At 57.0% G+C, this 22,674-nt stretch carries 25 protein-coding genes and 1 other RNA gene; 8 read left to right on the top strand and 18 right to left on the bottom strand.

Going from position 1 to position 22,674, the window contains the following annotated elements; translation table 11 throughout:
• Positions 1-41: 41 nt before the first annotated feature.
• Genes hypE through hypA form a run of 6 tightly spaced genes read right to left on the bottom strand, consistent with a single transcriptional unit; the run spans position 42 to position 5,868 of the window.
• Entirely contained in the window at positions 42-1,067 is a 1,026-nt protein-coding gene (gene hypE / locus CFI10_RS06005) for a hydrogenase expression/formation protein HypE (protein ID WP_206840529.1), read from the bottom strand.
• Positions 1,064-2,194, bottom strand: coding sequence for a hydrogenase formation protein HypD (gene hypD / locus CFI10_RS06000; protein ID WP_206840527.1), 1,131 nt, complete (start codon positions 2,192-2,194; stop codon positions 1,064-1,066). The genes hypE and hypD overlap by 4 nt, the downstream gene beginning before the upstream one ends.
• A complete protein-coding gene (locus tag CFI10_RS05995; RefSeq protein WP_206840526.1) occupies positions 2,191-2,415 on the bottom strand; it encodes a HypC/HybG/HupF family hydrogenase formation chaperone in 225 nt (74 codons plus the stop codon). The genes hypD and CFI10_RS05995 overlap by 4 nt, the downstream gene beginning before the upstream one ends.
• A complete protein-coding gene (gene hypF, locus CFI10_RS05990) occupies positions 2,415-4,721 on the bottom strand; it encodes a carbamoyltransferase HypF (protein WP_206840524.1) in 2,307 nt (768 codons plus the stop codon). Before hypF ends, CFI10_RS05995 begins: the two co-directional genes overlap by 1 nt.
• The gene (gene hypB / locus CFI10_RS05985) at positions 4,721-5,539 is read right to left on the bottom strand and encodes a hydrogenase nickel incorporation protein HypB (RefSeq protein WP_242530135.1); all 819 of its coding nucleotides are present in this window, start codon (positions 5,537-5,539) and stop codon (positions 4,721-4,723) included. Before hypB ends, hypF begins: the two co-directional genes overlap by 1 nt.
• The gene (gene hypA / locus CFI10_RS05980) at positions 5,536-5,868 is read right to left on the bottom strand and encodes a hydrogenase maturation nickel metallochaperone HypA (protein ID WP_242530134.1); all 333 of its coding nucleotides are present in this window, start codon (positions 5,866-5,868) and stop codon (positions 5,536-5,538) included. Before hypA ends, hypB begins: the two co-directional genes overlap by 4 nt.
• A 122-nt stretch (positions 5,869-5,990) precedes the next feature.
• Here hypA and CFI10_RS05975 point away from each other — a divergent pair, with 122 nt between their 5' ends.
• The 3 genes from CFI10_RS05975 (at position 5,991) to CFI10_RS05965 (ending at position 9,045) form a co-directional block, all read left to right on the top strand.
• The gene (locus CFI10_RS05975; RefSeq protein ID WP_091825693.1) at positions 5,991-6,971 is read left to right on the top strand and encodes a nucleoid-associated protein; all 981 of its coding nucleotides are present in this window, start codon (positions 5,991-5,993) and stop codon (positions 6,969-6,971) included.
• Positions 6,972-7,033: 62 nt separating this feature from the next.
• A complete protein-coding gene (gene paeA, locus CFI10_RS05970) occupies positions 7,034-8,356 on the top strand; it encodes a polyamine export protein PaeA (RefSeq protein ID WP_242530133.1) in 1,323 nt (440 codons plus the stop codon).
• On the top strand, positions 8,356-9,045 hold the full coding sequence (locus CFI10_RS05965) for a pseudouridine synthase (RefSeq protein ID WP_091825691.1): 690 nt from the start codon (positions 8,356-8,358) through the stop codon (positions 9,043-9,045). The genes paeA and CFI10_RS05965 overlap by 1 nt, the downstream gene beginning before the upstream one ends.
• Before the next feature lie 56 nt (positions 9,046-9,101).
• On the opposite strand, the gene CFI10_RS05960 is transcribed toward CFI10_RS05965, so the two are convergent.
• Genes CFI10_RS05960 through CFI10_RS05950 form a run of 3 tightly spaced genes read right to left on the bottom strand, consistent with a single transcriptional unit; the run spans position 9,102 to position 11,634 of the window.
• Positions 9,102-9,791, bottom strand: a complete 690-nt coding sequence (locus tag CFI10_RS05960; RefSeq protein WP_206840519.1) for a VIT1/CCC1 transporter family protein — start codon at positions 9,789-9,791, stop codon at positions 9,102-9,104.
• Positions 9,792-9,834: 43 nt separating this feature from the next.
• Positions 9,835-10,332: a DUF2271 domain-containing protein gene (locus CFI10_RS05955; RefSeq protein ID WP_206840517.1), complete on the bottom strand. Its 498-nt coding sequence runs from the start codon at positions 10,330-10,332 to the stop codon at positions 9,835-9,837.
• Between the two features lie 15 nt (positions 10,333-10,347).
• A complete protein-coding gene (locus CFI10_RS05950; protein ID WP_206840515.1) occupies positions 10,348-11,634 on the bottom strand; it encodes a ferredoxin reductase family protein in 1,287 nt (428 codons plus the stop codon).
• 176 nt (positions 11,635-11,810) lie between these two features.
• Here CFI10_RS05950 and CFI10_RS05945 point away from each other — a divergent pair, with 176 nt between their 5' ends.
• Positions 11,811-12,647 (top strand): endonuclease/exonuclease/phosphatase family protein, encoded by an 837-nt coding sequence (locus tag CFI10_RS05945; RefSeq protein WP_206840512.1) that lies wholly within the window; start codon positions 11,811-11,813, stop codon positions 12,645-12,647.
• 112 nt (positions 12,648-12,759) lie between these two features.
• Here CFI10_RS05945 and CFI10_RS05940 read toward each other — a convergent pair whose 3' ends face one another.
• The 4 genes from CFI10_RS05940 to rsmI all read right to left on the bottom strand — a co-directional run bounded on the left by CFI10_RS05940 (position 12,760) and on the right by rsmI (position 15,153).
• Entirely contained in the window at positions 12,760-13,293 is a 534-nt protein-coding gene (locus CFI10_RS05940; RefSeq protein ID WP_206840510.1) for a hypothetical protein, read from the bottom strand.
• 71 nt (positions 13,294-13,364) lie between these two features.
• Positions 13,365-13,652: a sll1863 family stress response protein gene (locus CFI10_RS05935; protein ID WP_206840507.1), complete on the bottom strand. Its 288-nt coding sequence runs from the start codon at positions 13,650-13,652 to the stop codon at positions 13,365-13,367.
• A 273-nt stretch (positions 13,653-13,925) separates the two neighbouring features.
• Positions 13,926-14,279, bottom strand: an RNA gene (rnpB, locus tag CFI10_RS05930) — RNase P RNA component class A.
• A 40-nt stretch (positions 14,280-14,319) separates the two neighbouring features.
• On the bottom strand, positions 14,320-15,153 hold the full coding sequence (gene rsmI / locus CFI10_RS05925) for a 16S rRNA (cytidine(1402)-2'-O)-methyltransferase (RefSeq protein ID WP_206840505.1): 834 nt from the start codon (positions 15,151-15,153) through the stop codon (positions 14,320-14,322).
• Positions 15,154-15,188: 35 nt separating this feature from the next.
• On the opposite strand from rsmI, the gene CFI10_RS05920 reads away from it, so the two are divergent.
• From CFI10_RS05920 to CFI10_RS05905, 4 genes are read left to right on the top strand one after another with little or no spacing between them, the layout of a single operon-like run.
• Positions 15,189-17,009, top strand: coding sequence for a penicillin-binding protein activator (locus CFI10_RS05920; protein ID WP_091825674.1), 1,821 nt, complete (start codon positions 15,189-15,191; stop codon positions 17,007-17,009).
• Positions 17,010-17,027: 18 nt separating this feature from the next.
• Positions 17,028-17,387, top strand: coding sequence for a YraN family protein (locus tag CFI10_RS05915; protein ID WP_206840502.1), 360 nt, complete (start codon positions 17,028-17,030; stop codon positions 17,385-17,387).
• Positions 17,388-17,405: 18 nt separating this feature from the next.
• Positions 17,406-17,990 (top strand): SIS domain-containing protein, encoded by a 585-nt coding sequence (locus CFI10_RS05910; protein ID WP_091825669.1) that lies wholly within the window; start codon positions 17,406-17,408, stop codon positions 17,988-17,990.
• Between the two features lie 3 nt (positions 17,991-17,993).
• Positions 17,994-18,569 (top strand): BON domain-containing protein, encoded by a 576-nt coding sequence (locus CFI10_RS05905; RefSeq protein WP_206840500.1) that lies wholly within the window; start codon positions 17,994-17,996, stop codon positions 18,567-18,569.
• Positions 18,570-18,632: 63 nt separating this feature from the next.
• Here CFI10_RS05905 and CFI10_RS05900 read toward each other — a convergent pair whose 3' ends face one another.
• From CFI10_RS05900 to petA, 5 genes are all read right to left on the bottom strand, one after another.
• Positions 18,633-19,055 (bottom strand): ClpXP protease specificity-enhancing factor, encoded by a 423-nt coding sequence (locus CFI10_RS05900; protein WP_242530183.1) that lies wholly within the window; start codon positions 19,053-19,055, stop codon positions 18,633-18,635.
• Positions 19,056-19,178: 123 nt separating this feature from the next.
• Complete coding sequence (locus CFI10_RS05895; protein WP_091825662.1) at positions 19,179-19,811, bottom strand: glutathione S-transferase N-terminal domain-containing protein; 633 nt, start codon at positions 19,809-19,811, stop codon at positions 19,179-19,181.
• Between the two features lie 92 nt (positions 19,812-19,903).
• Complete coding sequence (locus tag CFI10_RS05890) at positions 19,904-20,674, bottom strand: cytochrome c1 (RefSeq protein WP_206840497.1); 771 nt, start codon at positions 20,672-20,674, stop codon at positions 19,904-19,906.
• Positions 20,674-21,930 carry a cytochrome b gene (locus CFI10_RS05885; protein WP_091825657.1) on the bottom strand — a complete coding sequence of 419 codons (1,257 nt, stop codon included), beginning with the start codon at positions 21,928-21,930 and terminating at the stop codon, positions 20,674-20,676. Before CFI10_RS05885 ends, CFI10_RS05890 begins: the two co-directional genes overlap by 1 nt.
• Positions 21,930-22,526, bottom strand: coding sequence for a ubiquinol-cytochrome c reductase iron-sulfur subunit (petA, locus tag CFI10_RS05880; RefSeq protein ID WP_091825806.1), 597 nt, complete (start codon positions 22,524-22,526; stop codon positions 21,930-21,932). Before petA ends, CFI10_RS05885 begins: the two co-directional genes overlap by 1 nt.
• Positions 22,527-22,674: the final 148 nt, after the last annotated feature.

Below are 22,674 nucleotides of genomic sequence, written 5' to 3'. Positions count from 1 at the left end.
GGCAAAACCGTCCGCCTTAACTCTCTTGCACCCTCTGCCGCTCAGCAGATCCGTGGCAGCGGTTCACTGTTCAACCAGTCCAGCAGGCGGTTGCCGCCAAAGCGAGTGCGCAACTGTACAAACTGCTGCGGGTCAGCAGTGACAGTGCCGATAATGGCTGCGCTCTTCCCCTGCGGGTGAGCGCGCATCAGAGCCAATAGCTCAGGTGCCTGTTCCGGCGGACAGATCGCAACCAGCTTGCCCTCGTTGGCGAGGTAGAGCGGGTCCAGTCCAAGCAGTTCACACACCGCCTGTACCGGCTGGATCACCGGTATGGCGGCCTCTTCCAGCTGCATTCCGACGCCGGACTGCTGTGCCAGTTCGTTCAGTGTATTGGCCAACCCACCGCGAGTGGGATCACGCATGCAGCGCAGTTGTGGTACCTGCGCGACCATGGCTTGTGTCAGCCGGTGCAGTGCGCAACTGTCGGAACGAATATCCGCCGCAAAGCCCAATGACTCACGCTGGGTCAGAATACAGGCACCATGATCGCCCACACTGCCCGACAGCAGGATACAGTCGCCGGGACGTGCCCGGTCACCTGAAAGATCAAGCCCCTCAGGCACAATGCCGACACCGCTGGTGTTGATAAACACGCCGTCGCCCTTGCCGCGTTCGACCACCTTGGTGTCACCAGTCACGATTGGTACGTTCGCCTCGCGGCTGGCCTGCGCCATCGATTCCACAATGCGGGCCAGTTCGGACAGTGGGAAGCCCTCTTCCAGAATAAAGCCCACCGACAGTGCATGTGGTCGGGCACCGCACATGGCCAGATCATTGAGGGTGCCATGTACCGCGAGCGAGCCGATATCACCACCAGGGAAAAACAGCGGCGACACCACATGGCTGTCACTGGCGAAGGCAAGTCGCCCGGCTGGCAGGCTCAGCTGAGCCTGATCATTGCCCTGCGCCAGCCACTCATTGTCAAACGCCCGTGCAAACAGCTGACTGATCAGCTGTGCCATCGCCCGGCCTCCGCCTCCATGTGCCATCTCGACCTTGCCGTTGGTCAAATCCAGTCGACTCATTCTCTCTCCTGCATCGCAATCCGCCCCCGGTTGTAACGGTACCAGGCAGCACAGGCCCCTTCCGATGACACCATACAGGCACCCAGCGGATTATCCGGTGTACAGGGCGTACCGAACAGTCGGCACTGATCCGGCCGCTTCTGTCCACGCAGAACAGCCGGGCATTCGCAGGCTGGATGCTCTCTGGCCCTTGGCGCTGACAGTTCAAAACGCTGTTCGGCATCATAACGGGCATATTCTGGTCGTATTTTCAGCGCACTTGCCGGCACCTCACCCAGACCGCGCCATTCAAAACTGTCCCGACGCTCAAACACCTGCTCGACCAATGCCCTGGCCTTTGGGTTACCGCCAGGCGTAACGGCCCAGCTGAACTGGTTTTCAACTCTGGCCTCATGACGATTCAGCTGCCCAACCAGCATACTGATGGCCTGTAGCAGGTCCAGTGGCTCAAATCCGGCAATCACGACCGGTTTGCCAAACTGCCGCGGGAAAGGCGCGTAGGCTTCACTGCCGATCACGGTACTCACATGCGCCGGACCGATAAAACCATCGATGGCAGTAGCCTCGCCCTCACTCGGGGTCAAAATGGCATGCATCGCCGCCGGGGTCAGCACATGGTTGCACAGCACTGAAAGATTGCTGATGCCCATTTCATCGGCACGCTGAATCAATACCGCCGTGGGCGGTGTTGTGGTCTCGAAGCCGATGGCAAAAAACACCACCTGGCGCTCGGGGTGCTGCTGCGCCAGCGTCAGCGCCTCCAGCGGTGAATACAGCATGCGTATATCAGCCCCGTCAGCACGCGCCTTGAGCAGACTCTGCCCCTTGCCGGCGGGTACCCGCAACATGTCACCGTAGCTGCACAGAATCACCTCCGGCAGGCGGGACAGCTCAAGCGCCTGCTCCAGACGCGTGACCGGCAATACACAGACCGGGCAGCCGGGGCCGTGGACCAGTTCCACATTGTCAGGCAGCAGCGCGGGCAAGCCATAACGGAATACCGCATGCGTGTGTCCGCCACAGAACTCCATCAACCGGTAATGGCGCTCTGGATCAGCCTGCTGATGGATATGCTGCGCCAACTGGTGGGCCAGCTTGGCATCACGAAATACGTCCACGTACTTCATTGTTGCTGCGCCGCCATCTGCTGCAGCATTGCCAGAGTCCTTTCGGCCTCGACCCGGTCCAGTTTCTGCAGCGCAAAACCCACATGCAGAATCACAAAATCACCCACTTCAAGGTCATCCAGCAATGACACGTCTATCTCGCGGCGCACGCCCCCCATATCGGCCAGCGCACGCCCCGGGCCAGTCAGTGCCACCACCTCAACCGGTACAGCCAGACACATCAGCCTTGCTCCCTTTCCCGTTTGACATTCGCACGCATGATCGACACCCATACCTGCCCCAGCGACAGCGCGGCATCACCCGGCGGCAGATTTATCGGCAGGCGTGGCGTCAGCCCCTGCCGCTTCAGCTCTTCCACCAGACCGGCTCGCAGCCAGCTGTTCAGCAGGCAGCCACCGCTGAGAATAACATCGCTGATACCCTGCTCATGCGCGGCTTTACCGGCCCATGCAGCCAGCGCAGCGATCAGGTTGGCATGAAAGCATTCCGCCCCTTCAGGGGCATTGTCCATTTCAAGCAGACGCTGCAGCAAGGGGGTCAAATCCAGACAGTTGCCATCACTCACACGCCAGAGCGCGGCATCAGGTTCAGGCAGCCGCCTGACCTGTGCTTCCAGCAACATGGCGGCCTGGGCTTCAAAGGTCTGTACGTCACAAACAGCCATCAACCCCGCCACCGCATCGAACAGTCGCCCAAGACTGCTGCTGGGCGGGCAATTGATATCTGCACGCAGCATCTGTGCAACCTCCTGCCAAAGAGGCTGGTGGCCAAAACGCTCGGCCATCAGGTCCTCCCGCCCCAGCTGAAACAGAAGGGCCAGTGCCAATCGCCAGGGCTCCCGTGCGGCACGGTCACCACCAGGTAAAGGCAGCGGTTTCAAGGCACCCAGCCGTTCATGGCCACTCGCGTTTACTTTCAGCAACTCACCACCGCGCAACTCACCCGCTTCACCCAACCCTAGTCCATCCAGTGACAGTCCGATTACCGGGCCGGTCAATTGATGTTCGGCCATCACGGCGGCCACATGGGCATGGTGGTGCTGAACCGGCGACAGCGAGATGTTCCGTGCATCAGCATACTGCTGTGCCAGTCGATAGCCGTAACTGTCCGGCTGCAGGTCGACACTGACCTGTGCCGGGGTTACACCATACAGCGCCGGCAGTTGCTCAACCTGTAACTGCAAACGGCGACAGCTTTCGACACTGGCAAGATCACCCAGCGGGGGTGACAGCCAGGCGCGCGGCCCCTGGCTGAGGCAGAGACTAGTTTTAAGGTAGCCGCCCAGTGCCAGCATGGGTGGGCCGGTAACCGCCAGTTTTATACTCTGCGGCGAAACGCCTCGGCCTCTGCGCACCCAGGCCCCGGAGGCCGCCAGTACGCTGATCACAGGGTCGTCCTGAGGCTGAACGATGTCGCGATCATGCAGCAGCAGCCGATCCGCAATGTCCCGCAGTTGCGTTCGGGCATCTGCGTTGGTGTGGATCAGTGGCTCCCCGCTCAGGTTGGCACTGGTCATGACCAGCAACAGGGACTGCGATTGAACAAGCCAATCGGTGCCGACAGGTCGTCCTGCCGCCTCATGGAACAGCAGCCAGTGCAACGGGCTTTGCGGCAACATGACGCCAAGTCCATTCAGTCCCGGCGCCACCGTGTCAGGCAACATCCCTTGCCTGACACAGGGGGCTATCACGATCGGCGTACCCGGATGCGTTAGCCAGCGTGTTGCGATCTCGCTCAGCTGCACCAAAGGGTCCAGCGACTGCGTGTTTGCAGCCATGATGGCAAAAGGCTTGTGCGGGCGCTGTTTGCGCTGGCGCAACCGTGCAATGGCGTCAGGGTTACGTGCATCACAGATCAGATGAAATCCGCCCACCCCCTTGAGTGCCAGAATCTCACCGCGCCGAACGGTATCCAGTGCCTGCTCCAGAGGATCTGCCTCATCGAGCCGAACTCCATCAACCGTCTCAACCCAGACCGAAGGGCCGCAATCGCTGCAGGTATTGGGCTGGGCATGAAAGCGCCGATCGGCGGGGCTGTCATATTCATGCAGGCACGACGGGCACGGAGGAAACATCGCCATGCTGGTATTGTGACGGTCATACGGCAACCGCCTCAGAATGCTGTAGCGTGGGCCACACCGGGTGCAGTTGATAAAGGGATAGCGCCAGCGCCTGTTACGAGGCTCGAACAGTTCAGCCAGACAGTCATCACAGGGAGCAAGATCCGGCAGTATCTCACCGCTGTCGTGGATTTCATCTTGAGAAGGCTGAATACAAAACCCGACAAGGTTCGGCTCATCCGGCATTGTGACGCGTTCGATGCGATCAATCCGGGCAATCACCGGTAACCGGTCCTGCAACCGAGGCTCAAACTGCTGCAGGGCTGCCGCATCACCCTGCAGCTCAATACAGACGCCCGCCGGCGTGTTATACACCCGCCCCTGCAAACCCAACTCGCACGCCAACCGGTAGACCAGTGGACGAAAGCCAACGCCCTGAACCAATCCCTGAACACGCAGATACTGCACTAGAGCAGAGACTCCAGCCGGATCGCTTCAGCCTGCAGTGCACTGATTCTCTGTTGCAGCCGTTGCTGTCGTCGCTGATTGACCCAGTCGACCCAGCTTTCCATGCCTTCACCAGTGCGGGCTGAGAGCTGGATCACCTCAATGTCGGGGTTGATGCGCCGGGCGTAATCGATGCAGGCATTCAGATCAAACTCCACGTAAGGCAACAGGTCGATCTTGTTGATCAACAACAGGTCCGAGTGGTGAAAGATGTCGGGGTATTTCAGCGGCTTGTCATCGCCTTCGGTCACCGACAGAATCACAACGCGATGAGCCTCACCCAGATAAAAGCCGGCCGGGCACACCAGGTTGCCCACGTTTTCAATGAACAGAAGCCCCCCCTGCAGATTGGGCAACTGCTGCATGGCATGGCCAATCATGTGCGCATCCAGATGGCAGCCCTTGCCGGTATTGATCTGCAGTGCCGTCGCACTTGCCGCGCGGATACGTTCAGCGTCACGGCTGGTCTGCTGATCGCCCTCAATCACCGCCAACGGCACCTGGCCGGACAAACGCGTGATCGTGGCTGTCAGCAGGCTGGTCTTGCCGGAACCGGGACTGGAGACCAGATTCAGCGCCAACAGCGCCTGCTGTTCAAACAACTCACGATTGGCGACGGCATAACCCGCGTTTTCACTCAGGATATCCTGTTCAATCTGCACTAGACGGCGTGTGTCATCCATCTGATGAGGTTTATGTTGATGCTCATCGTGCCGGTGCCCGTTCGTACTGCCCACCTGCACTTCGTCCTTGCCGCAACCACAGACGCCACACATCATTCCACCTCCAGCTCATGTACCCGCATTTCATCCCCTTGCAGCAACTGCAACCGATAGCTGCCGCAGTGAACACAGGCATCAAACCGGCTTGTGACCGGCTGCTCCTCGCCACAGTGCTGACAGCGGGCACGCGCTTCAGGGCTGATAATATCCAGGGCCGCCTCCTCTGCCAGAGTACCTCGACAGGCGGCGGTGAAACAGAAACGCAGTGACTCGACTTCAACCATCGCCAGCGGCCCAACCTGCAGCCAGACATGTTTTACCCGCTTGAAATGCTGCTCCTGCGCTTGCTGCTGCAACAGTCGGATGATGCTATTGGCAATCGACATTTCATGCACTCGACCATGCTCCCTGCAGCCTTTGTTGACTTGAGAATAGCAGCCTGACAAGACGGCCGGCACCCTCATTCTATATAATCGTGCCCCTGTTGATCATCTTGCGGAGTCCCCCCATGCCTGCCACCGACGCGATTGCCCACCGCCTGACCCGCCGTACCGGCGAGCAGTCCTACAGTTTGCGCGAGCAGCCGTTTGATTCCGAGTCGCTGAACAACCGATTGCTCAGCGAGATCAAGCCGCTGTTTACCCGGCGCGCCAGCAAGCGCTATGGCTGCTTTGCGGATGAGTCCGGCGCTTTCAAGGGGCTGGTGCTAAGCTGGCTCGACCAGAACCTGAGCTTTACCCAGTTCAGTCGCAAGGTGATCGAACAGCTCGCCATGCTTATGGAGCAGCAGGATCTGGAAACCGATGGCCACTGGCTGTTCATCGTCGAAGAGCTTGAAGCGGCACGACGGCTCTGGATTGCCAACCTGAAGCAGAAAGAAGGTCTGCTGCTGAACAGCGATAATGATCTGCAGGACACCCTGTATGTGGATTTCGCCAAAACCGGGCTCTGCGCCTGCCTTGACCTGCAGGATATCCAGCACCCTGACAAGAAGCGCTACCTGACCCTGAGTTTCGGCTTTGGTGATCGCCCACTGCAGGGCGCACTGATGGAGTTTGTCAGCTTTACCGATACCGTGGACACTCAGGCAGACACCGAACGCTTCATGGGACTGGTACAGGATTACAGCGCCGCCATGCCGGAAGAGAACGCCAAACGCTACCAGAAAGAGGTCGCCGAGTTCTGCATGGAGCAGTCAAAGGAAGGTGAGGCGGTCAACTACCGTGCCCTGGCCGAGTCGGTGGATTCCGTAGCGGAAGTCGGCTTCGATGATTTCATCGCCGAACGTGCGCCGGAGCTGAAGGAGGAATTCATTCCCGATCGCAGTAGCCTGAAAAAGTACATCCGTTACACCGGCCGTACCCGCGAGGTGTCGATCAGTTTCAGCAACGAGTCACTGGGCAAGAGTATCGCCTTTGACCCGAGCACAGAGACGCTTACTCTTACAGACTTGCCCGCCAGCCTGATCAAGCAACTCAAGGGCGAGTAATCCTGCCGGTAAAGTGCCAGAATAGTCTGACAACCCCAGCCTGCACTGCCTGATCGGAGCCCATGATGCCTGGCGAGTTATTGATACTGTTCCTGCTGATCCTGTTCAGCGGTGTATTTGCGATCTCCGAAATCGCCATCGCGGCGGCCCGCAAGATCAAGCTGCGGGTGCTGGCCGAGGAAGGCAACGAGAAGGCCCTGGCGGTACTCAACCTGCAGGAGCAGCCCGGCGCCTTCTTCGCCATGATTCAGATCGCGCTGAACGCCATCGCCATTCTAGGCGGCATCGTCGGCGAACAGAGCCTGACCCCCTACATGAAACAGCTGCTGCAGCTGTTCTATGACGGTCCCCTGCTGGACAAGGCCAGTTTCGCGCTCTCGTTCATCACCATCACCTCGCTGTTCATTCTGTTTGCCGACCTGCTGCCCAAGCGTCTGGGCATGATTCTGCCGGAAACCATGGCGATGCATCTGGTGCGTCCCATGCGCTGGGTCACCCTGCTGCTGACGCCGCTGGTGCTGCTGTTCAACGGCATCACCAATTTGATTCTGCGCCTGCTGCGCCTGCCCACCCAGCGCGAGGAGATCGTCACCACCGATGATATCGTCGCCATGATGGATGCCGGCGCCGAGCACGGCAGCATTCAGCAGCAGGAATATCACCTGATCGGCAACGTGTTCGAGCTGGAAGGCCGCACCCTGCCCAGCGCCATGACCACCCGCGAGCATATCGTCTATTTCGACATCAACGATAGCAGCGAAGAGATCAGCGCCAAGATCATCGAACACCCGCACAACTGGTTTCTGGTCTGTGACGGCTCGCTGGACAAGGTGATCGGCGCGGTGGAGTCCAAAGAGATTCTGCGCAAGGTGCTCAAGGGCGAACCCTCGAGCATCATGACCGAGATGATCGAGCATGACCTGCTCTACCTGCCCGATACCCTTACCCTGTCGGAAGGGCTGAACGCATTCAAGACATCGGCCCAGCCCTTTGCCGTCATTTTGAACGAGTATGCGCTGGTTGTAGGCATTCTGACGGTCAAGGATCTGATGAACAGTTTTATGGGCGACCTGATCTCCAGTACCGGTGACGAGCAAATCATCCAGCGTGACGAGCACTCCTGGCTGGTAGACGGCACCACTCCGGTCATCGATCTGGCCCGTGTACTGGGGCTGGATATTGAAGATTTCCCCAACTACAGCCAGTACGAAACGGTGGCGGGTTTTCTGATCTATCACCTCAAGCGCATTCCCAAGCGCACCGACTTTATCCTCTTTGCCGGCTTCAAGTTTGAGGCGATGGATATTGACAACCTGAGAGTGGATCAGTTGATGGTCAGCCGTATCGGTGACGAAGACACGCTTGCCGGCGCTGCATCGGTCTGATGCGACTGGATCGCTTTATCTGCAAGCACACCGAGCACGGCCATCAGCAGGCGAAGCGGCTGGTGGCGAGCGGTCGAGTATCGGTGAACGGCGAGGTTGTCACCAACCTGCGCGCCGAAATCGATCGCTTCATGTGTGTTGAACTGGACGGCCGGCGCCTGCAGCAACAGCAGTCCCACTACCTGATGCTGAACAAGCCCACCGGCTATCTCAGCGCCACCTCGGACCCGCAACACCCTACGGTGCTTGAGCTAGTGCCACCGGAGTTGCGCACCAACCTGCACCTGGCCGGCCGGCTGGATCGCGCCACTACAGGCCTGCTGTTGCTGACTAACGATGGTCTCTGGTCACGACGAATCACCGCACCCGAGCAGAAAATTCCCAAGGTTTACCACGTCACCACCGCCGAGCCCATTCACCTCGATGCCGAAGCCTGCTTTGCCGCGGGTGTCTGGCTGGCACGGGAAGGTATATTCACCAGCCCTGCCCAGCTTGAACGGATCAGTCCCTGTGAAGCGCACCTGACGATTTACGAAGGCCGTCATCACCAGGTGAAGCGCATGTTTGCCGCAATTGGTAATGCAGTGACAGCCCTGCACCGTGAAAGCATGGGTTCTATCCGGCTCGACCCGGATCTTGCACCGGGTCAATATCGCCCCTTGACGGCAACGGAGCTGAAACAAGGCTGAAGTGCAGCTGAGAGGAAGATCCAATATTTTGTGTGTATTCGTGTTTTCCTGCACCATCATGCGACTACGCCAAACATCTTGCCGACTCCCGCCGTCAGCGCCATGGCCAGGCCTCCCCAGAAAACAACTCGGATGGCGCCGATCACAAGTGATGCGCCACCGGCTTTTGCAGCAATAGCACCCAGCATGGCGAGAAACACCAGTGAGCACAGAGCAACCAGCGTAATCAGATACCCGGTGGGCACCATCCAGGCCACCAGTAACGGCAGAGCTGCACCGACAGTAAAGGTGACCGCTGACGACAGGGCTGCCTGAACGGGTTGAGCACCGCCGTTGGCCGAAATTCCTATTTCATCGCGGGCATGCGCATCAAGGGCATCGTGCGCCATCAGCTGTTCCGCAACCTGACGCGCCAGTGCTTGCTCAACTCCTCGATTTTGGTAGATCTCGGCCAGTTCCTGTGTCTCGAATTCGAGATCGGTATCCAGTGATTTTTGCTCAAGCGCCAAATCGGCCTGCTCGGTATCCGACTGTGAGCTGACCGAAATATACTCCCCTGCCGCCATCGACATGGCACCCGCAACCAAACCGGCCACACCGGCCAGAATGATACTCTCATGGGACGTGTTCGCAGCGGCAACGCCGATGATGAGGCTGGCGGTCGAGACGATGCCGTCGTTTGCCCCAAGTACCGCTGCACGCAACCAGCCAACACGGTGCGATCGGTGAATTTCCACGTGGCTCATAGATATACTCCAAGGAAGCAGACTGATCACAGGTTCAGCCTGTTCAAAAAGTGTAGGTCAAGGACTGGACATAGCTTTGTCCGTTGACCGGCTTTCCAGCTCCGTCAGTGGTAATGGGCACGATAATGTCTGCCGGCCGATCACGCAGATCTTCTACAGCTGCGTCCACACGAATCTGGTAGCCACTGTCAATCAACGCATCATCCAGATTCACGCTGATCTGCAGGGTCTCGCCCTGGGTAATGCTGGCGCCGGTCAGCCCGTCATACTCGGCACGGCTCCGGTTACTGCCACGCTCCCAGTCACTCAGATGTTTGTAGTATTTGCTTTTTTTACCGGCAACCCAAAGGGTTTGCTGATACACACCCCTTGCGTCCGTGAGATAAATGGCCAGATAGGCACCATCACCCCGGTACTGACTCAGTTGCGTGTCGATGGTGACCTCTCTGGCTTGAGCCACTGCAGGCAAGGTTACCAGACCGGCGAACAGCACCGCTGGCAGCCATGTTTTAAGGGCGTTCCGACGTTTCAGCTCGGGCATCTTTAATATCCTCATTTACCTGAATTCAAAGCGTTCCTGATGAAAGCGCAGCGAGACAGCCGAGTCGCTCAACCCACTGCGAAGCGCTGCTGCCAACCCCTGGGGCCCACAGAACCAGATATCCACTTTTGCTGACTGAATTTGTAACCCATCTGCTGTCAGCCTTTGTCCCTGCCTGCTGTCATGGATCTGCAGGCTGACGTCCGGCAACTGATTCACCAGCACATGCAGGTGCTCCACGTTGGGGTCATCAATCGCACTTTGCGTGCAGTAGTGTACGGTCACTGGCTGATACTGCGTGTCTGTGTTGGCCAAACGGTTTTCCAGGGCGGCGAGGAATGGGGTAATGCCGACGCCGCCGGCCACCCAGATCTGTTGGGCACTGGACCGGTTTTTCTCGGGATTGAAACAGCCATAAGGTCCTTCAATCGTGACTGCATGACCGGCATGCAATCGGCGTGGCAGAGTACGGGTATAGTCGCCCAGCGCCTTGATATGAAAACCGAGCTGACCATTCTGCCGGTCTGCCGTTGTCAGGGTGAACGGGTGCGCTCCTTCGGCCCGGTCGAATGTCACCAATGCAAACTGCCCCGCACGATGCCCCGGCCAGTTCCGCCCCATGTCACAGACGACCTCCAGGGTGGTCTCGGATATCTGTCGCGCAGACTTCACCACACCTTTCCAGCGATGGCTTTTGCCGATCAGCCCCGCCAGCGACTGCAGGCTGGCGATGCTGCCTGCACCGATCAACAGCGCCATCAGCCAGCCGGTCGGCTGCTGCCACCAGCTCAACGGTGCCAGCAGCAGAGAGTGGGCTGCCAGGCTTAGATAGATCAACGGCATAACGCGGTGCAGATAGCGCCAGAAACGGTAAGGGACCCAACGGATCAGGGTGATGACCACAAGGCCCAGAAGCAGATACAGGCCGGGCTCTCCCCAGTCCTCAAACATTCCCTGCAAATTGTCTAGCAGGCCGGAAAAGTCGGCTTCACGCAGGCTGCGATCCTTGCCGAACAGCGCCTTGAAGGCGTCATCGCCCATCTCGACCAGCCAGTGTGCCAGAGCAAAAATGGCGCCTAGAATGCCGGTCCACTTGTGCAGGTGATACTGCTTGTCCAGACCACCTAAGGGGAGCTCCAGCCATTTCGGTCGTATGGCCAGAAGCATGGTGATGGACATGAAGTTGATGGCCAGAAAGCCGCTGAGGGTGAGAAAATGTTCATAGCTGAGACTCCATTGCCAGACACCCAGCTGTACCGCCAGCAGTGCAATGAGACTCAGGATCAGATTTCGATTGGGCATACAGATAATCCTCCAGATATGGAGCCATTCTGTATCGCTCTACCTGATACCAACCTTAAATTGCGTTTTGGGGTTGAAAAACAGACAACCGGATTATGCAATTAGCCTTTACCTGCCAACAGTACTTGCCTAGCCTAGGAACTGACCACTTCATTCAAAAAGGCCGTGCCACCGTGATGCAAGAACCCACCCCGGTCCCGCAGTATCCCGCCAGCCCAGGCCTCGTTGCTGATCATGACAAGCAGCCCCGCAGCCCCCGTGACAGTTTGAAGCTGCTCAGTTTCAACATTCAGGTCGGGATCAATACTCAGGCATACCACCATTATGTCACCCGCAGCTGGCAGCACCTGCTGCCCCACCGGCAGCGCAACCGCACGCTGGACGAGATTGCTCAGGTACTGCGCCAGTATGATCTGGTCGCTTTGCAAGAGGTTGACGGAGGCAGCCTGCGCAGCGGGTTTGTGAATCAGGTTGAGTATTTGGCACAGTCCGGGCAGTTTCAGCACTGGTACCAGCAACGCAACCGAAATTTGGGCAAGCTGGCACAGCACAGCAACGGTGTACTCAGCCGAATTGAGCCCAGCCTTGTGGAAGATCACCCGTTACCGGGGCTGATTCCCGGTCGTGGTGCCATTGTGGTGCGCCTTGGCAGTGGCGAGAATTCACTGCTGGTGATCGTTCTGCATCTGGCGCTGGGTGTTCGCACTCAGGACCGCCAACTGCGCTACATCCGCGAGCTGATTGAACACCACCCTCACGTAGTGCTGATGGGTGACATGAACAACCCGCTGGAGCATCTACTGAACCGCCCTGCACTGCAGGGGCTTGGGCTGGTATCGGCTGAGCAGGTGATGCCCACCTACCCCAGCTGGAAACCAACGCGGGCACTGGACCATATTTTGATTACCCCAAGCCTTGAGATGCGCCACGCCGAAGTCCTGAACTGCACAATTTCAGACCACCGTCCCATCGCCATGGAGATCGGCCTGCCGCAGTGCCTGCATGGGTTATGACCGCCCCAGACGTTCGTAACGGCGCCTGCTCTTCTGCAACGGCGGCAGGCGCCGTCATAATAGACCTTTAGACGGGGAAAGCGGGTCCCCGCTTCAGGCCCCTGTATCGCTGTTAGACCGATGCAGCCAGTTTCAGATGTCGACGTTCAAACGATGTCTTGGCCTCTTTCATTTGCCGGTGGCTATCGGCATGTACGGTTACAACATATTGGCCCTTGCTCAACGCCGATTGGGCACTGATCAGATAAGGTGCATGGTCAGGACGAAGTGTGACAGCACCTCCGGCCAGCAAGCCGAATACCCCACCAAAGAACATCAGTAACAGCGCGGCTACAAGACTGTTATTTGTAACAAGGCCAGCGCCCAGCACAAACAGAAGCCAGAACAGAGCAAAGCCAACCACCACACCGACAATACCCAGTCGAATATGCGCACGTATTGCCGTACGGGCTATGCCTTGATCTTCAGGCTCCAGCTTGCGCCCCTCATGATTGTCATCGGGAGCCACAACGATCACCTGTTTCTGCTCAAGGCTCGTTTCATCAACTACCTCCTTAGCGACGGCGTTTGCCTCGTTGCGTGTATCAACAATTGCTGCGATTTTGTGATCAAAGGATTCACCTGAAACATCGGTTGTGCTGTTCATGGCTTGGTCCTCCTGCAAAATTGCGTTTTGGTTCCACTTTTACCAGTAGCATAGAAGAGATCAGCGACTCTTCACTTGAACCTTGAAGCTGCGGACCTTAATGCATGCCCCAAAGAATCCCTGGCACTATCCACGCCTGCCTTGAGATCCTCCCAAGCGTCATCGCTGGAGTCTTTAAGTTCCACAAGTTTATCGTTCGCAGCCGCCTGCAATGAGCGCAGCTCTTCGATTTCCTTGTAGTATTTAAGTTGAGCATCGGCTTCCTGACTGTCGGCCTTCGCTTTAAGCCTGTCGATCTCTGCACTCCATTCATCCAGCTGTGCCTGCAACTTCTTTTCATATGCCTCTTTCATAGCCATGTCATTCCTCCTTTCGGGATCAAATGCCTGTGTTTATAACAGGGTAGCTCAAATAGAGGGATTGCAAGGTCAGCTAACCGAACAGTGTTACAGTCCAGGGGCGACAACATAGTCAGCCGGAAATAGGCACGTTTTTTATTGCACAGTAGGGAAGGAGGCGCCACAAGGGGCGTGAGCAGATTCAGATGGGATGCGGCAGCACTGTACCTGCGTTGACACCGTTTTCAGTCACCATGCAAAAGGCATGGCTGGCTGAAATGGCTGTAGGCAATGGGAGAGAGTCTGCCGATAAGCCGGGTTTTGTCGTGGACAATCATTCATCTAGGACCAGCGTCACCACTGGTCTCAAGCGACCTACCCGGACCCGGCGCGGGCCACGCCTTAATGGGTCCCTATTTGGTCTTGCTCCGGGTGGGGTTTACCATCGCCGTGGAGTGTTGCCACCCACGCGGTGCGCTCTTACCGCACCATTTCAACCTTACCGGCATCCGAGGATGCTTAGGCGGTATACTTTCTGTTGCACTTTCCGTCGGCTCGCGCCGCCCAGACGTTATCTGGCACCTTGCCCAGTGGAGCCCGGACTTTCCTCCCCCGCTTAAAAGCGGCGGCGATTGCCTGGCAGACTCTCGGCGCGCAGTATAACGCCAAGGCGCAGTTAAGCAAGCACTTACTCGATCAGCAGCTGATACAGTCGATTTTTCTTCTCGCCGGTAATTTCGGCAGCAAGGCCCGCAGCCTTTTTCGGTGGCATCTCTTTCGCGAGAATATGCAGAATGCGTTCGGCTTCAGGATCGATCTGATCGCCCTGCTCTGGTGCCGGGGCACCATGCACCAGCACCACGAACTCTCCCCTTTGCTGATTGCTGTCCGCCTGAATCCATTCCAGCAGGTTCTGTAAGGTATCGCCGTGAATGGTCTCGAAGGTTTTGGTAAGTTCCCGTGCCACTACTGCGTAACGCTCGCCCCCGAACGCCTCAGCCATCGCAGCAAGACTGTCAACGATGCGATGCGTCGATTCGTAGAAAATAAGCGTTTCAGTGTGGGCAGCATAGGGCTTCAGTGTCTGAAGCCGTGCTCCGCTTTTGGCCGGCAGAAAACCAATGAACTGGAACCGGTCAGACGGCAGCCCCGAAGCGGACAGAGCGGCTACAAAGGCACAACAACCCGGTACAGGCGATACCCGATACCCTGCTTCGCGAACGGCCCGTACCAAATGGAAACCGGGATCCGAAATCAGTGGAGTACCGGCATCACTGACCAGCGCAATTGAGTGGCCCGCCGCAAGCAAATTGATAATATGCTCGGATCGTTGGCGTTCATTGTGATCATGCACTGAAATCATGGGCGCTTTAATGGTAAAGTGCGCAAGCAAACGCCCACTATAACGGGTATCTTCGGCCGCGATGTAATCGACGCTGCCCAGCACCTCCTGAGCCCGTGCCGAGAGGTCTGCCAGGTTACCGATCGGCGTGGCTACGATATAAAGTACTGGTTCTGACATTAGGACACCCATCTGTTGGCAAGGACCCGGATTATATGATGAATCTACGACGGCTGTCTTTCAGCCTGCTGGTGACAGCAACCTTGATGGCCGGCTGTTCAGCGCCCTCAAAGCCACCACAGGTGGTAGATGCAACCGGCAGTACTCAGGCTGCCAGCGTTGATATGCTGCTGAGCCAGGCTGAAAGAGAGCGGCCAATCCGTTCAGCCGAACTCAAACTGCAGGCTGCCCAGTTGCTGGTGCAACAGGGCGAGCGTAATCGGGTGGAGCGGATTCTTGCCACCATTGATACGAACATCCTGCCTCCTACTCTTGCCTTTGAGGTCGCCAAGCTGCGTGCCGGCGACAGCATGGAGCAGCAGCGTGCTGCAGAGGCCTTGCGCTATCTTGATCGTCAGCGATTCAGTGCCCTGCCTGCGCCACAGCAGGCAGAGTTGAGCCAGCTGCGTGCCGATGCATGGCTGGCACAGGATGATCGTGTCGCCGCCAGCCGTGAACTGATCATGAGCAGCCTGCTGGTGGAGGATGACACCGAACGCCAACGCTATCACGATCAGATCTGGCAACTGCTGCAGGCAGTGCCTGATTCCAGTTTGCGTCAGGCTATTCAATCCGGCAACAGCTACCACGAACAGGGCTGGTTTGAACTGGCCGAGATGGTACGTGCCAGCAGTGATCTGCCCAGCCGTGAAGCAGCCCTTGAGCGCTGGCGTCAGCTCTGGCAAGCACACCCTGTAATGATTCTGCCACCCACAGGCCTGATGGGGCTGCAACAGGGTGGTGAAATGATACAGGCCCGCAGAATCGCCGTTGTATTGCCCTTGACCGGAGAACTGGCTCAGCCTGCCAACGCCATCCTGGATGGTATCCGTGCAGCACAGTCTGTGCAGAGCCGCCAGGGGCAGGTGCCTGCTCAACTGTCACTGATCGATTCAAGTCTGTATTCAAATGCCGACGATATTGTACAGGCTGCACGCCAACAGGGTGCCGAGATGATTATCGGACCACTTGACCAGGCGCTAGTTGCACAGTTTTCCAACCAACCTGAACGTGAGCTGCCTGTTTTGGCACTCAATCCGGCACCCAATGGCCCCTCGACGCCCTGGCAACTGGAGCTGTCTTCAGAGCATGAAGCACGCATGGTTGCGAAGCGAGCACTGGCTGAAGGTCAACGCAATGTTCTGCTGATTACCCCTGCTGCCGAGTGGGGTGACCGGGTGCAGGCCGTGATGCGCGAGGAGCTGTCAGCCGGTGGAGGCCGTGTTGTCGGTACGCTGCGGTATCAGGCCGGAGGCAGCTATGACGAACAGATTGCACGTTTGATGCTTACCGATCAAAGCAAACAGCGTGAACAGCAGTTGCGGCAGTTGCTGCGGCATCGACTGGAGTTTCAGGAGCGGTCACGCCAGGATGCTGATGCAATTCTGTTGACTGCACTACCGGATGCTGCACGCTTGATTAAATCGATGCTTAACTACCATTACGCAGCTGACTTGCCGGTGTATGCAACATCCCACCTGTATCCGGGATACCCTGATGCCAGTCGCGATCTGGACCTGAACAACATCACCTTCTGCGACCTGCCGTGGATTCTGGAGCCGCCCAGCGAAGCACACCGGGCACTCAGTGCTGAAGGCAAGGATACCCTGTCACGCTTTGGTCGCCTTTACGCCCTGGGGGTCGATGCGATCAACCTGTATCCGTGGCTAGAGCAACTGCAGAGTGCCCCAGGCGCTTTCCTGCAGGCCGAAACCGGAATGCTCAGCATTGATGCCAACCGCAGGGTACAGCGTGTATTGAGCTGTACCCGCTTTGTTGATGGTGTACCGGCCCCCGTGCCGTCAAACCGCCCCTGACCTGATGGAGATATTGCGATGGATCGCAGACAGATCGGCATGGATGCCGAGCGCCGGGCCGAAGCCTGGCTTACTGCACAGGGACTCACCCTGTTGCAGCGCAACGCACAGTGCCGCCTTGGCGAGATCGACCTGATCATGCGTGATCATGATCAGATCGTATTTGTTGAGGTCAGAACCCGCGGCAGAGCCGGCTTCGGTGGCGCCGCTGCCTCAGTAGACTGGCGCAAGCAGCAAAAACTTATTCGTGCCGCTCGATTCATGCTCAGCCGTAATCCACACTGGAACAATTTCCCCTGCCGCTTCGATGTACTGGCCTATGAGGGAGATTCGGAGACTACCCCTCCAGTGTGGTATAAAGATGCCTTTCGTCCATGAACACCGGAAATGTTTTTAATGGAACTTGAAGACCGTATTGTCAGTCAGTTTCACAACAGTATGGAGATCAATGCGCTCACCATTGAGCAGCACACTCCCCTTATCGCAGACGCAGGTGAACTCCTGCTGCAGTGCCTGGTCAGTGAACAGAAGATTCTGTGTGTCGGTAACGGCGGCTCATCCGCACTGGCCCAGCATTTTGCATCACTGCTGCTGAACCGCTTTCGCCATGAAAGACCTGGCCTGCCGGCGCTGGCACTGAATGACTCGGCCGCCATGAGTGGCATCGGAGAAGAAACCGGTTTCACAGAGGTTTACTCGAAGCAGATTCGAGCCTTGGGTCAACCTGGCGATATACTGCTGGTGATCTCCACTCACGGACGCGCCAACAGTCTGGTACAGGCCATACAGGCAGCCCATGACCGTGACATGATGGTGATTGCACTCAGCGGTGGTGATGGAGGCAACATGGCAGCACTGCTGCTGCCGGACGAGATCGAAATATGCATTCCAGGCGGCGAAGATGCACTGATTCATGGCGCTCACCTTTTGGTGCTGCACTGCTTGTGTGACCTGATTGAATATCAACTATTTGGAGGCTGACCCATGCTGAAACACTCCTTGATCGCCATCGTAATGACGTCCACTCTTGTCACCGGCTGCTCCAACATCATCAGTGCGACGCGCGACGAGCCCATCCGCGAGAGTAAGGACAGCCGCACACTGGGCAGCTACCTGGAAGACGAGGCTATCGAGACCAAGACACTGGTCAACATCAGCAAGGGCTCTCAACCACTGGCCCAATCTCACATCAATGTGGTCAGCTATAACGGCCAAATACTGCTGGTGGGACAGGTTCCGAATGAACAGGTCAAACAGGAAGCCGAACGGGTAGCCAGCCAGGTGCGGCATGTGCGCAAGATTCATAACGAGCTGGAGATAGCAGGTCCCACATCCACCATTGTCCGCAGCAATGATGTCTATCTGACCAGCCGCATCAAGGTACAGATGCTGGCTGACAAGAGCATTGAGGGCAACCGTATCAAGGTCGTCACCGAAAACGGTGTGGTCTATCTGATGGGATTGGTGCGACGGGATGAGGCTGATCGCGCTGTTGATATTACGCGCTCGGTCACCGGTGTGCGCAAGATCGTCAAGGTATTTGAGTATATTGGTGGCTAAACCCAAGCCACCTGAAGCCTTCTGTGGCCGGGTATCCTTCCCGGCCGCTTGAGTTCACAGAGTCTACTTCACTACCCGTAACGCAGGCTTGCGTCCACCCTTGGGAGGCTCTGGCGGTTCATCATCCGGTGGCAATTGCACACCAGCTTCAGCCTGCTTCAGAAGCTCCTCAACACCCGGCTCCACACCAAACCCCATCCCCATGCCGTTTTCACGCGTGAATATCGCCATGACAGCCACCATTGGCACATAAACATTCATCGGCACACCACCAAAACGCGCACTGAAACTGATGCCATGATCGTCAATCATCAGTCCCTGCACTGCCCCAGGCGCGATATTCAGGGTAATTTGGCCATCCTGTACAAACTGTTCAGGCACTTGCACGCCTTGCAGCGTGGCATCAACAGCCAGATGGGGTGTCAGGCCATTATCCAGCACCCACTCATGGAGGGCGCGAAGCAGATAGGGACGGCTCGGCTTGATACTGCTCATGATTTGACTCCTGATAGTGCCAAAGCGCCAGAAGCAACAATGGCATATCTTACGTCCTGATATAAAAAAGGGACGAAGTTACCTTCATCCCCCTGTTGTCCGGTATCGACTCTCTCAGTCGCGCATTTCGCGCTCGAGTTCGGACAGGCTGTCCTGGAACGACTCACGCTCGAACAGGCGCTGCATGTATTTCTGCAGCGGACGCGTTTGCGCTTCCGGCAGCTCAATACCCAACTGAGGCAAACGCCAAAGAATCGGGGCAATACAGCAGTCCACCAGGGTGAACTCTTCACTCATGAAAAAAGGCTTCTCGGCAAAGATCGGCGATACCGCTACCAAACTGTCGCTCAATTCCTTGCGAGCGGCATCCAGCTCGGCATCAGTCCCCTCACCCAGAAGAATCTGATCCACAAGCGCACACCAGTCTTTCTGAATACGATGCATGTAGAGACGGCTTTCGGCGCGTGCAACCGGGTAGACCGGCAGCAACGGCGGATGCGGGAAGCGCTCGTCAAGATACTCCATCATCACATTCGGTTCATACAACACCAGCTCCCGATCCAGCAGAGTCGGAAGCGCGCTGTACGGGTTCTGCGCTGCCACATCCTCCGGCAGCTCATTCTCTTTGCACTCGACGATATCGACTGCCACACCTTTCTCACAGAGTACGATACGTACACGGTGACTGTAATGGTCGGTACCATCAGAGTAAAAGGTCATGGAAGAACGCTTTGCCACTACTCCCATCGAACTATCCCCATAAAAATATTGCGTGCAGAAACAAAAAATCTACGCGGCCTTTCGACCGCGTAGTATTGGACGTGCCAACCCCGTGGGGATCAGTGTACGTCTTTCCAGTACTCTTTCTTCAGAGCAAAGGCAAAGACGAACAGGATCGCCAGGAAGATCAGTACCTTGAAGCCGATACGCTCGGACTCCATACGTGACGGCTCACCCATGTAGGTCATGAAGTTGACCAAGTCATAGATGGTACGATCAAACTCTTCAGCAGACTGAGAGCCGGCTTCGGAAACAGTCAGACAGCCACCCATTTTCTTGCCAGTCAGCGGATCGATTTCATCGTTGCCGCCATGTGCGAGCTCTTCAGGTGTACAGTGGTTAACCACCTTGCCCTGCAGATCTTCCAGTACGTTAGGCATACCAACATCCGGGAAGACAGCGTTATTCACGCCCCAGGGACGGTTTTCGTCAGCATAGAAGCTGCGCAGGTAAGTGTACACCCAATCAGAGCCACGCAGGCGTGTTTCCAGCGTCAGATCCGGCGGCGGTGCACCGAACCAGCCAGCTGCATCGGTCTTGGCCATGGCGATCTTCATGTGATCACCGATTTTGCGTTCGGGATCAAAAATCAGATACTGCTCAACCAGTTCATTTGGCATGCCCAAATCCTGAGCCGAACGCTCGAAGCGCTGGTAGCCGGCTTCATGACAGCCCATGCAACGGTTGACGAAGGTCTGCATACCGCGCTGCAGAGATGCCTGATTGTTCAGGTCGATATCAATCTTGTCCAGCGGCACTCCGGCGCCGCCAGCCGCGCTTGCCGTCATCGGGGCCAGCGCCATCAGCAGAGTAATAAGGAACTTTTTCATTAGCCTGTAACCCTTTCCGGAACCGGTTTAGTGCGTTCCATGCGTGTATAGAACGGCATCAGGATAAAGTACGCAAAGTACAGCACTGTGCAGATCTGGGACATGATGGTACGGCCCTCAGTTGCAGGCAGCACACCCAGTACACCCAGGATCACGAAGCTGACGATCAGGATTGCCAGCCACAGTTTGCTCAGCCAGCCCTTGTAGCGGATTGATTTGACCGGGCTGCGATCCAGCCAGGGCAGTACAAACAGGATGGCAATTGCCGCACCCATGACCACTACACCCCAGAACTTGGCATCCAGACCGAACATCGGGAAAGTCACCGCGCGCAGCATGGCGTAGAAGGGTGTGAAGTACCAGACCGGTGCGATGTGGTTAGGTGTCTTCAGCGCGTTGGCCGGTTCAAAGTTCGGCTTCTCGAGGAAGTAACCACCCCCTTCAGGGAAGAAGAACACAACGGTACAGAATACGAACAGGAACACCACCACGCCCACAATGTCTTTCACGGTGTAGTATGGGTGGAACGGGATACCGTCAAGCGGCACGCCGTTTTCGTCTTTCTTGTCCTTGATTTCAACGCCATCCGGGTTGTTGGAACCCACTTCGTGCAGGGCGATGATGTGCAGGACAACCAGTGCCAGAATCACGATCGGCAGCGCGATCACGTGCAGTGCAAAGAAACGGTTCAGTGTAATGCCGGAGATCAGGAAGTCACCACGAATCCACTGCTGCAGGTCCGGACCAATAACCGGAATGGCACCAAACAGGGAGATGATTACCTGTGCACCCCAGTAGGACATCTGACCCCAGGGCAGCAGGTAACCCATGAAGGCTTCAGCCATCAGCGCCAGGTAGATCGTCATGCCGAAGATCCACACAAGTTCACGCGGCTTGCGGTAGGAGCCGTACATAATACCGCGCAGCATGTGCAGGTAGACCACAACGAAGAAGGCAGAGGCCCCTGTAGAGTGCAGGTAGCGCAGCAGCCAGCCATACTCGACATCACGCATGATGTACTCGACGGAAGCGAAGGCGCCTTCAGCGCTGGGGTTATAGCTCATGGTCAGCCAGATACCGGTAATGATCTGGTTAACCAGTACCAACAGCGCCAAAGAGCCAAAGAAATACCAGAAGTTGAAGTTCTTCGGTGCGTAGTATTTGGACAGATGATCTTCCCACATGGCAGTTGCCGGGAAGCGGTCGTCGATCCAGCCCATCAGGCCCGGATTCCCTTTATTTCGTGTGCCAGCCATTATGCAGTCTCCGGATCAACACCGACGATCAGTGTGTTGTCGTCTTCATAAGAGTGGGGCGGAATGACCAGATTGGTCGGCGCCGGTACGGATTTGTACACGCGGCCCGAAAGGTCAAAACGCGAACCATGACAGGGGCAGAAGAAGCCGCCCAGCCACTCAGGGCCCAGATCATCCGGAGCCACTTCAGGACGGTAGGTCGGAGAGCAACCCAGGTGAGTACAGATACCCACCATAACGGCGATTTCAGGACGCATCGCACGAGCAGCAGTCTTCGGAATATAATCCGGCTGTTGCGGCTTCTCGGAAGCCGGGTCAGCCAAACGATCATTCAGCTTTTCCAGATTCGCCAGCGCTTCCTCTCCACGACGCACAACCCATACCGGCTTGCCACGCCATTCCACGATCATCTGCTGACCTGGCTCCAGCTTGCTGATATCCGCCTTTGCAGGAGCGCCGGCAGCTTTCGCCTTGGCACTCGGATTCCAGGAAGCCACGAACGGGACGGCCGCTCCGACAGCGCCCACTGCACCTACTGCAGATGTGGCACCGATCAGGAGACGACGTCGACCCTTATTCACGCCGTCATTGCTCATTAACTTCATCTCCCCTCAATCGACCCGCCGCTTTTGTACGGACACAAAAGACCTGCGGACCGCTCAGTCATGAAAAAACACAAAAACCGGTTCGTTCAAATGCGCCGAATATTAAAGAAAATACCCTTTTTTTACAAGGTAAAAAGAA

Origin of the sequence: Marinobacterium iners (assembly GCF_017310015.1) — a bacterium.
Lineage (GTDB): Bacteria > Pseudomonadota > Gammaproteobacteria > Pseudomonadales > Balneatricaceae > Marinobacterium > Marinobacterium iners.
Note: the sequence above shows the minus strand (reverse complement) of the source record. Positions and strands in the feature narration are given on the sequence as shown.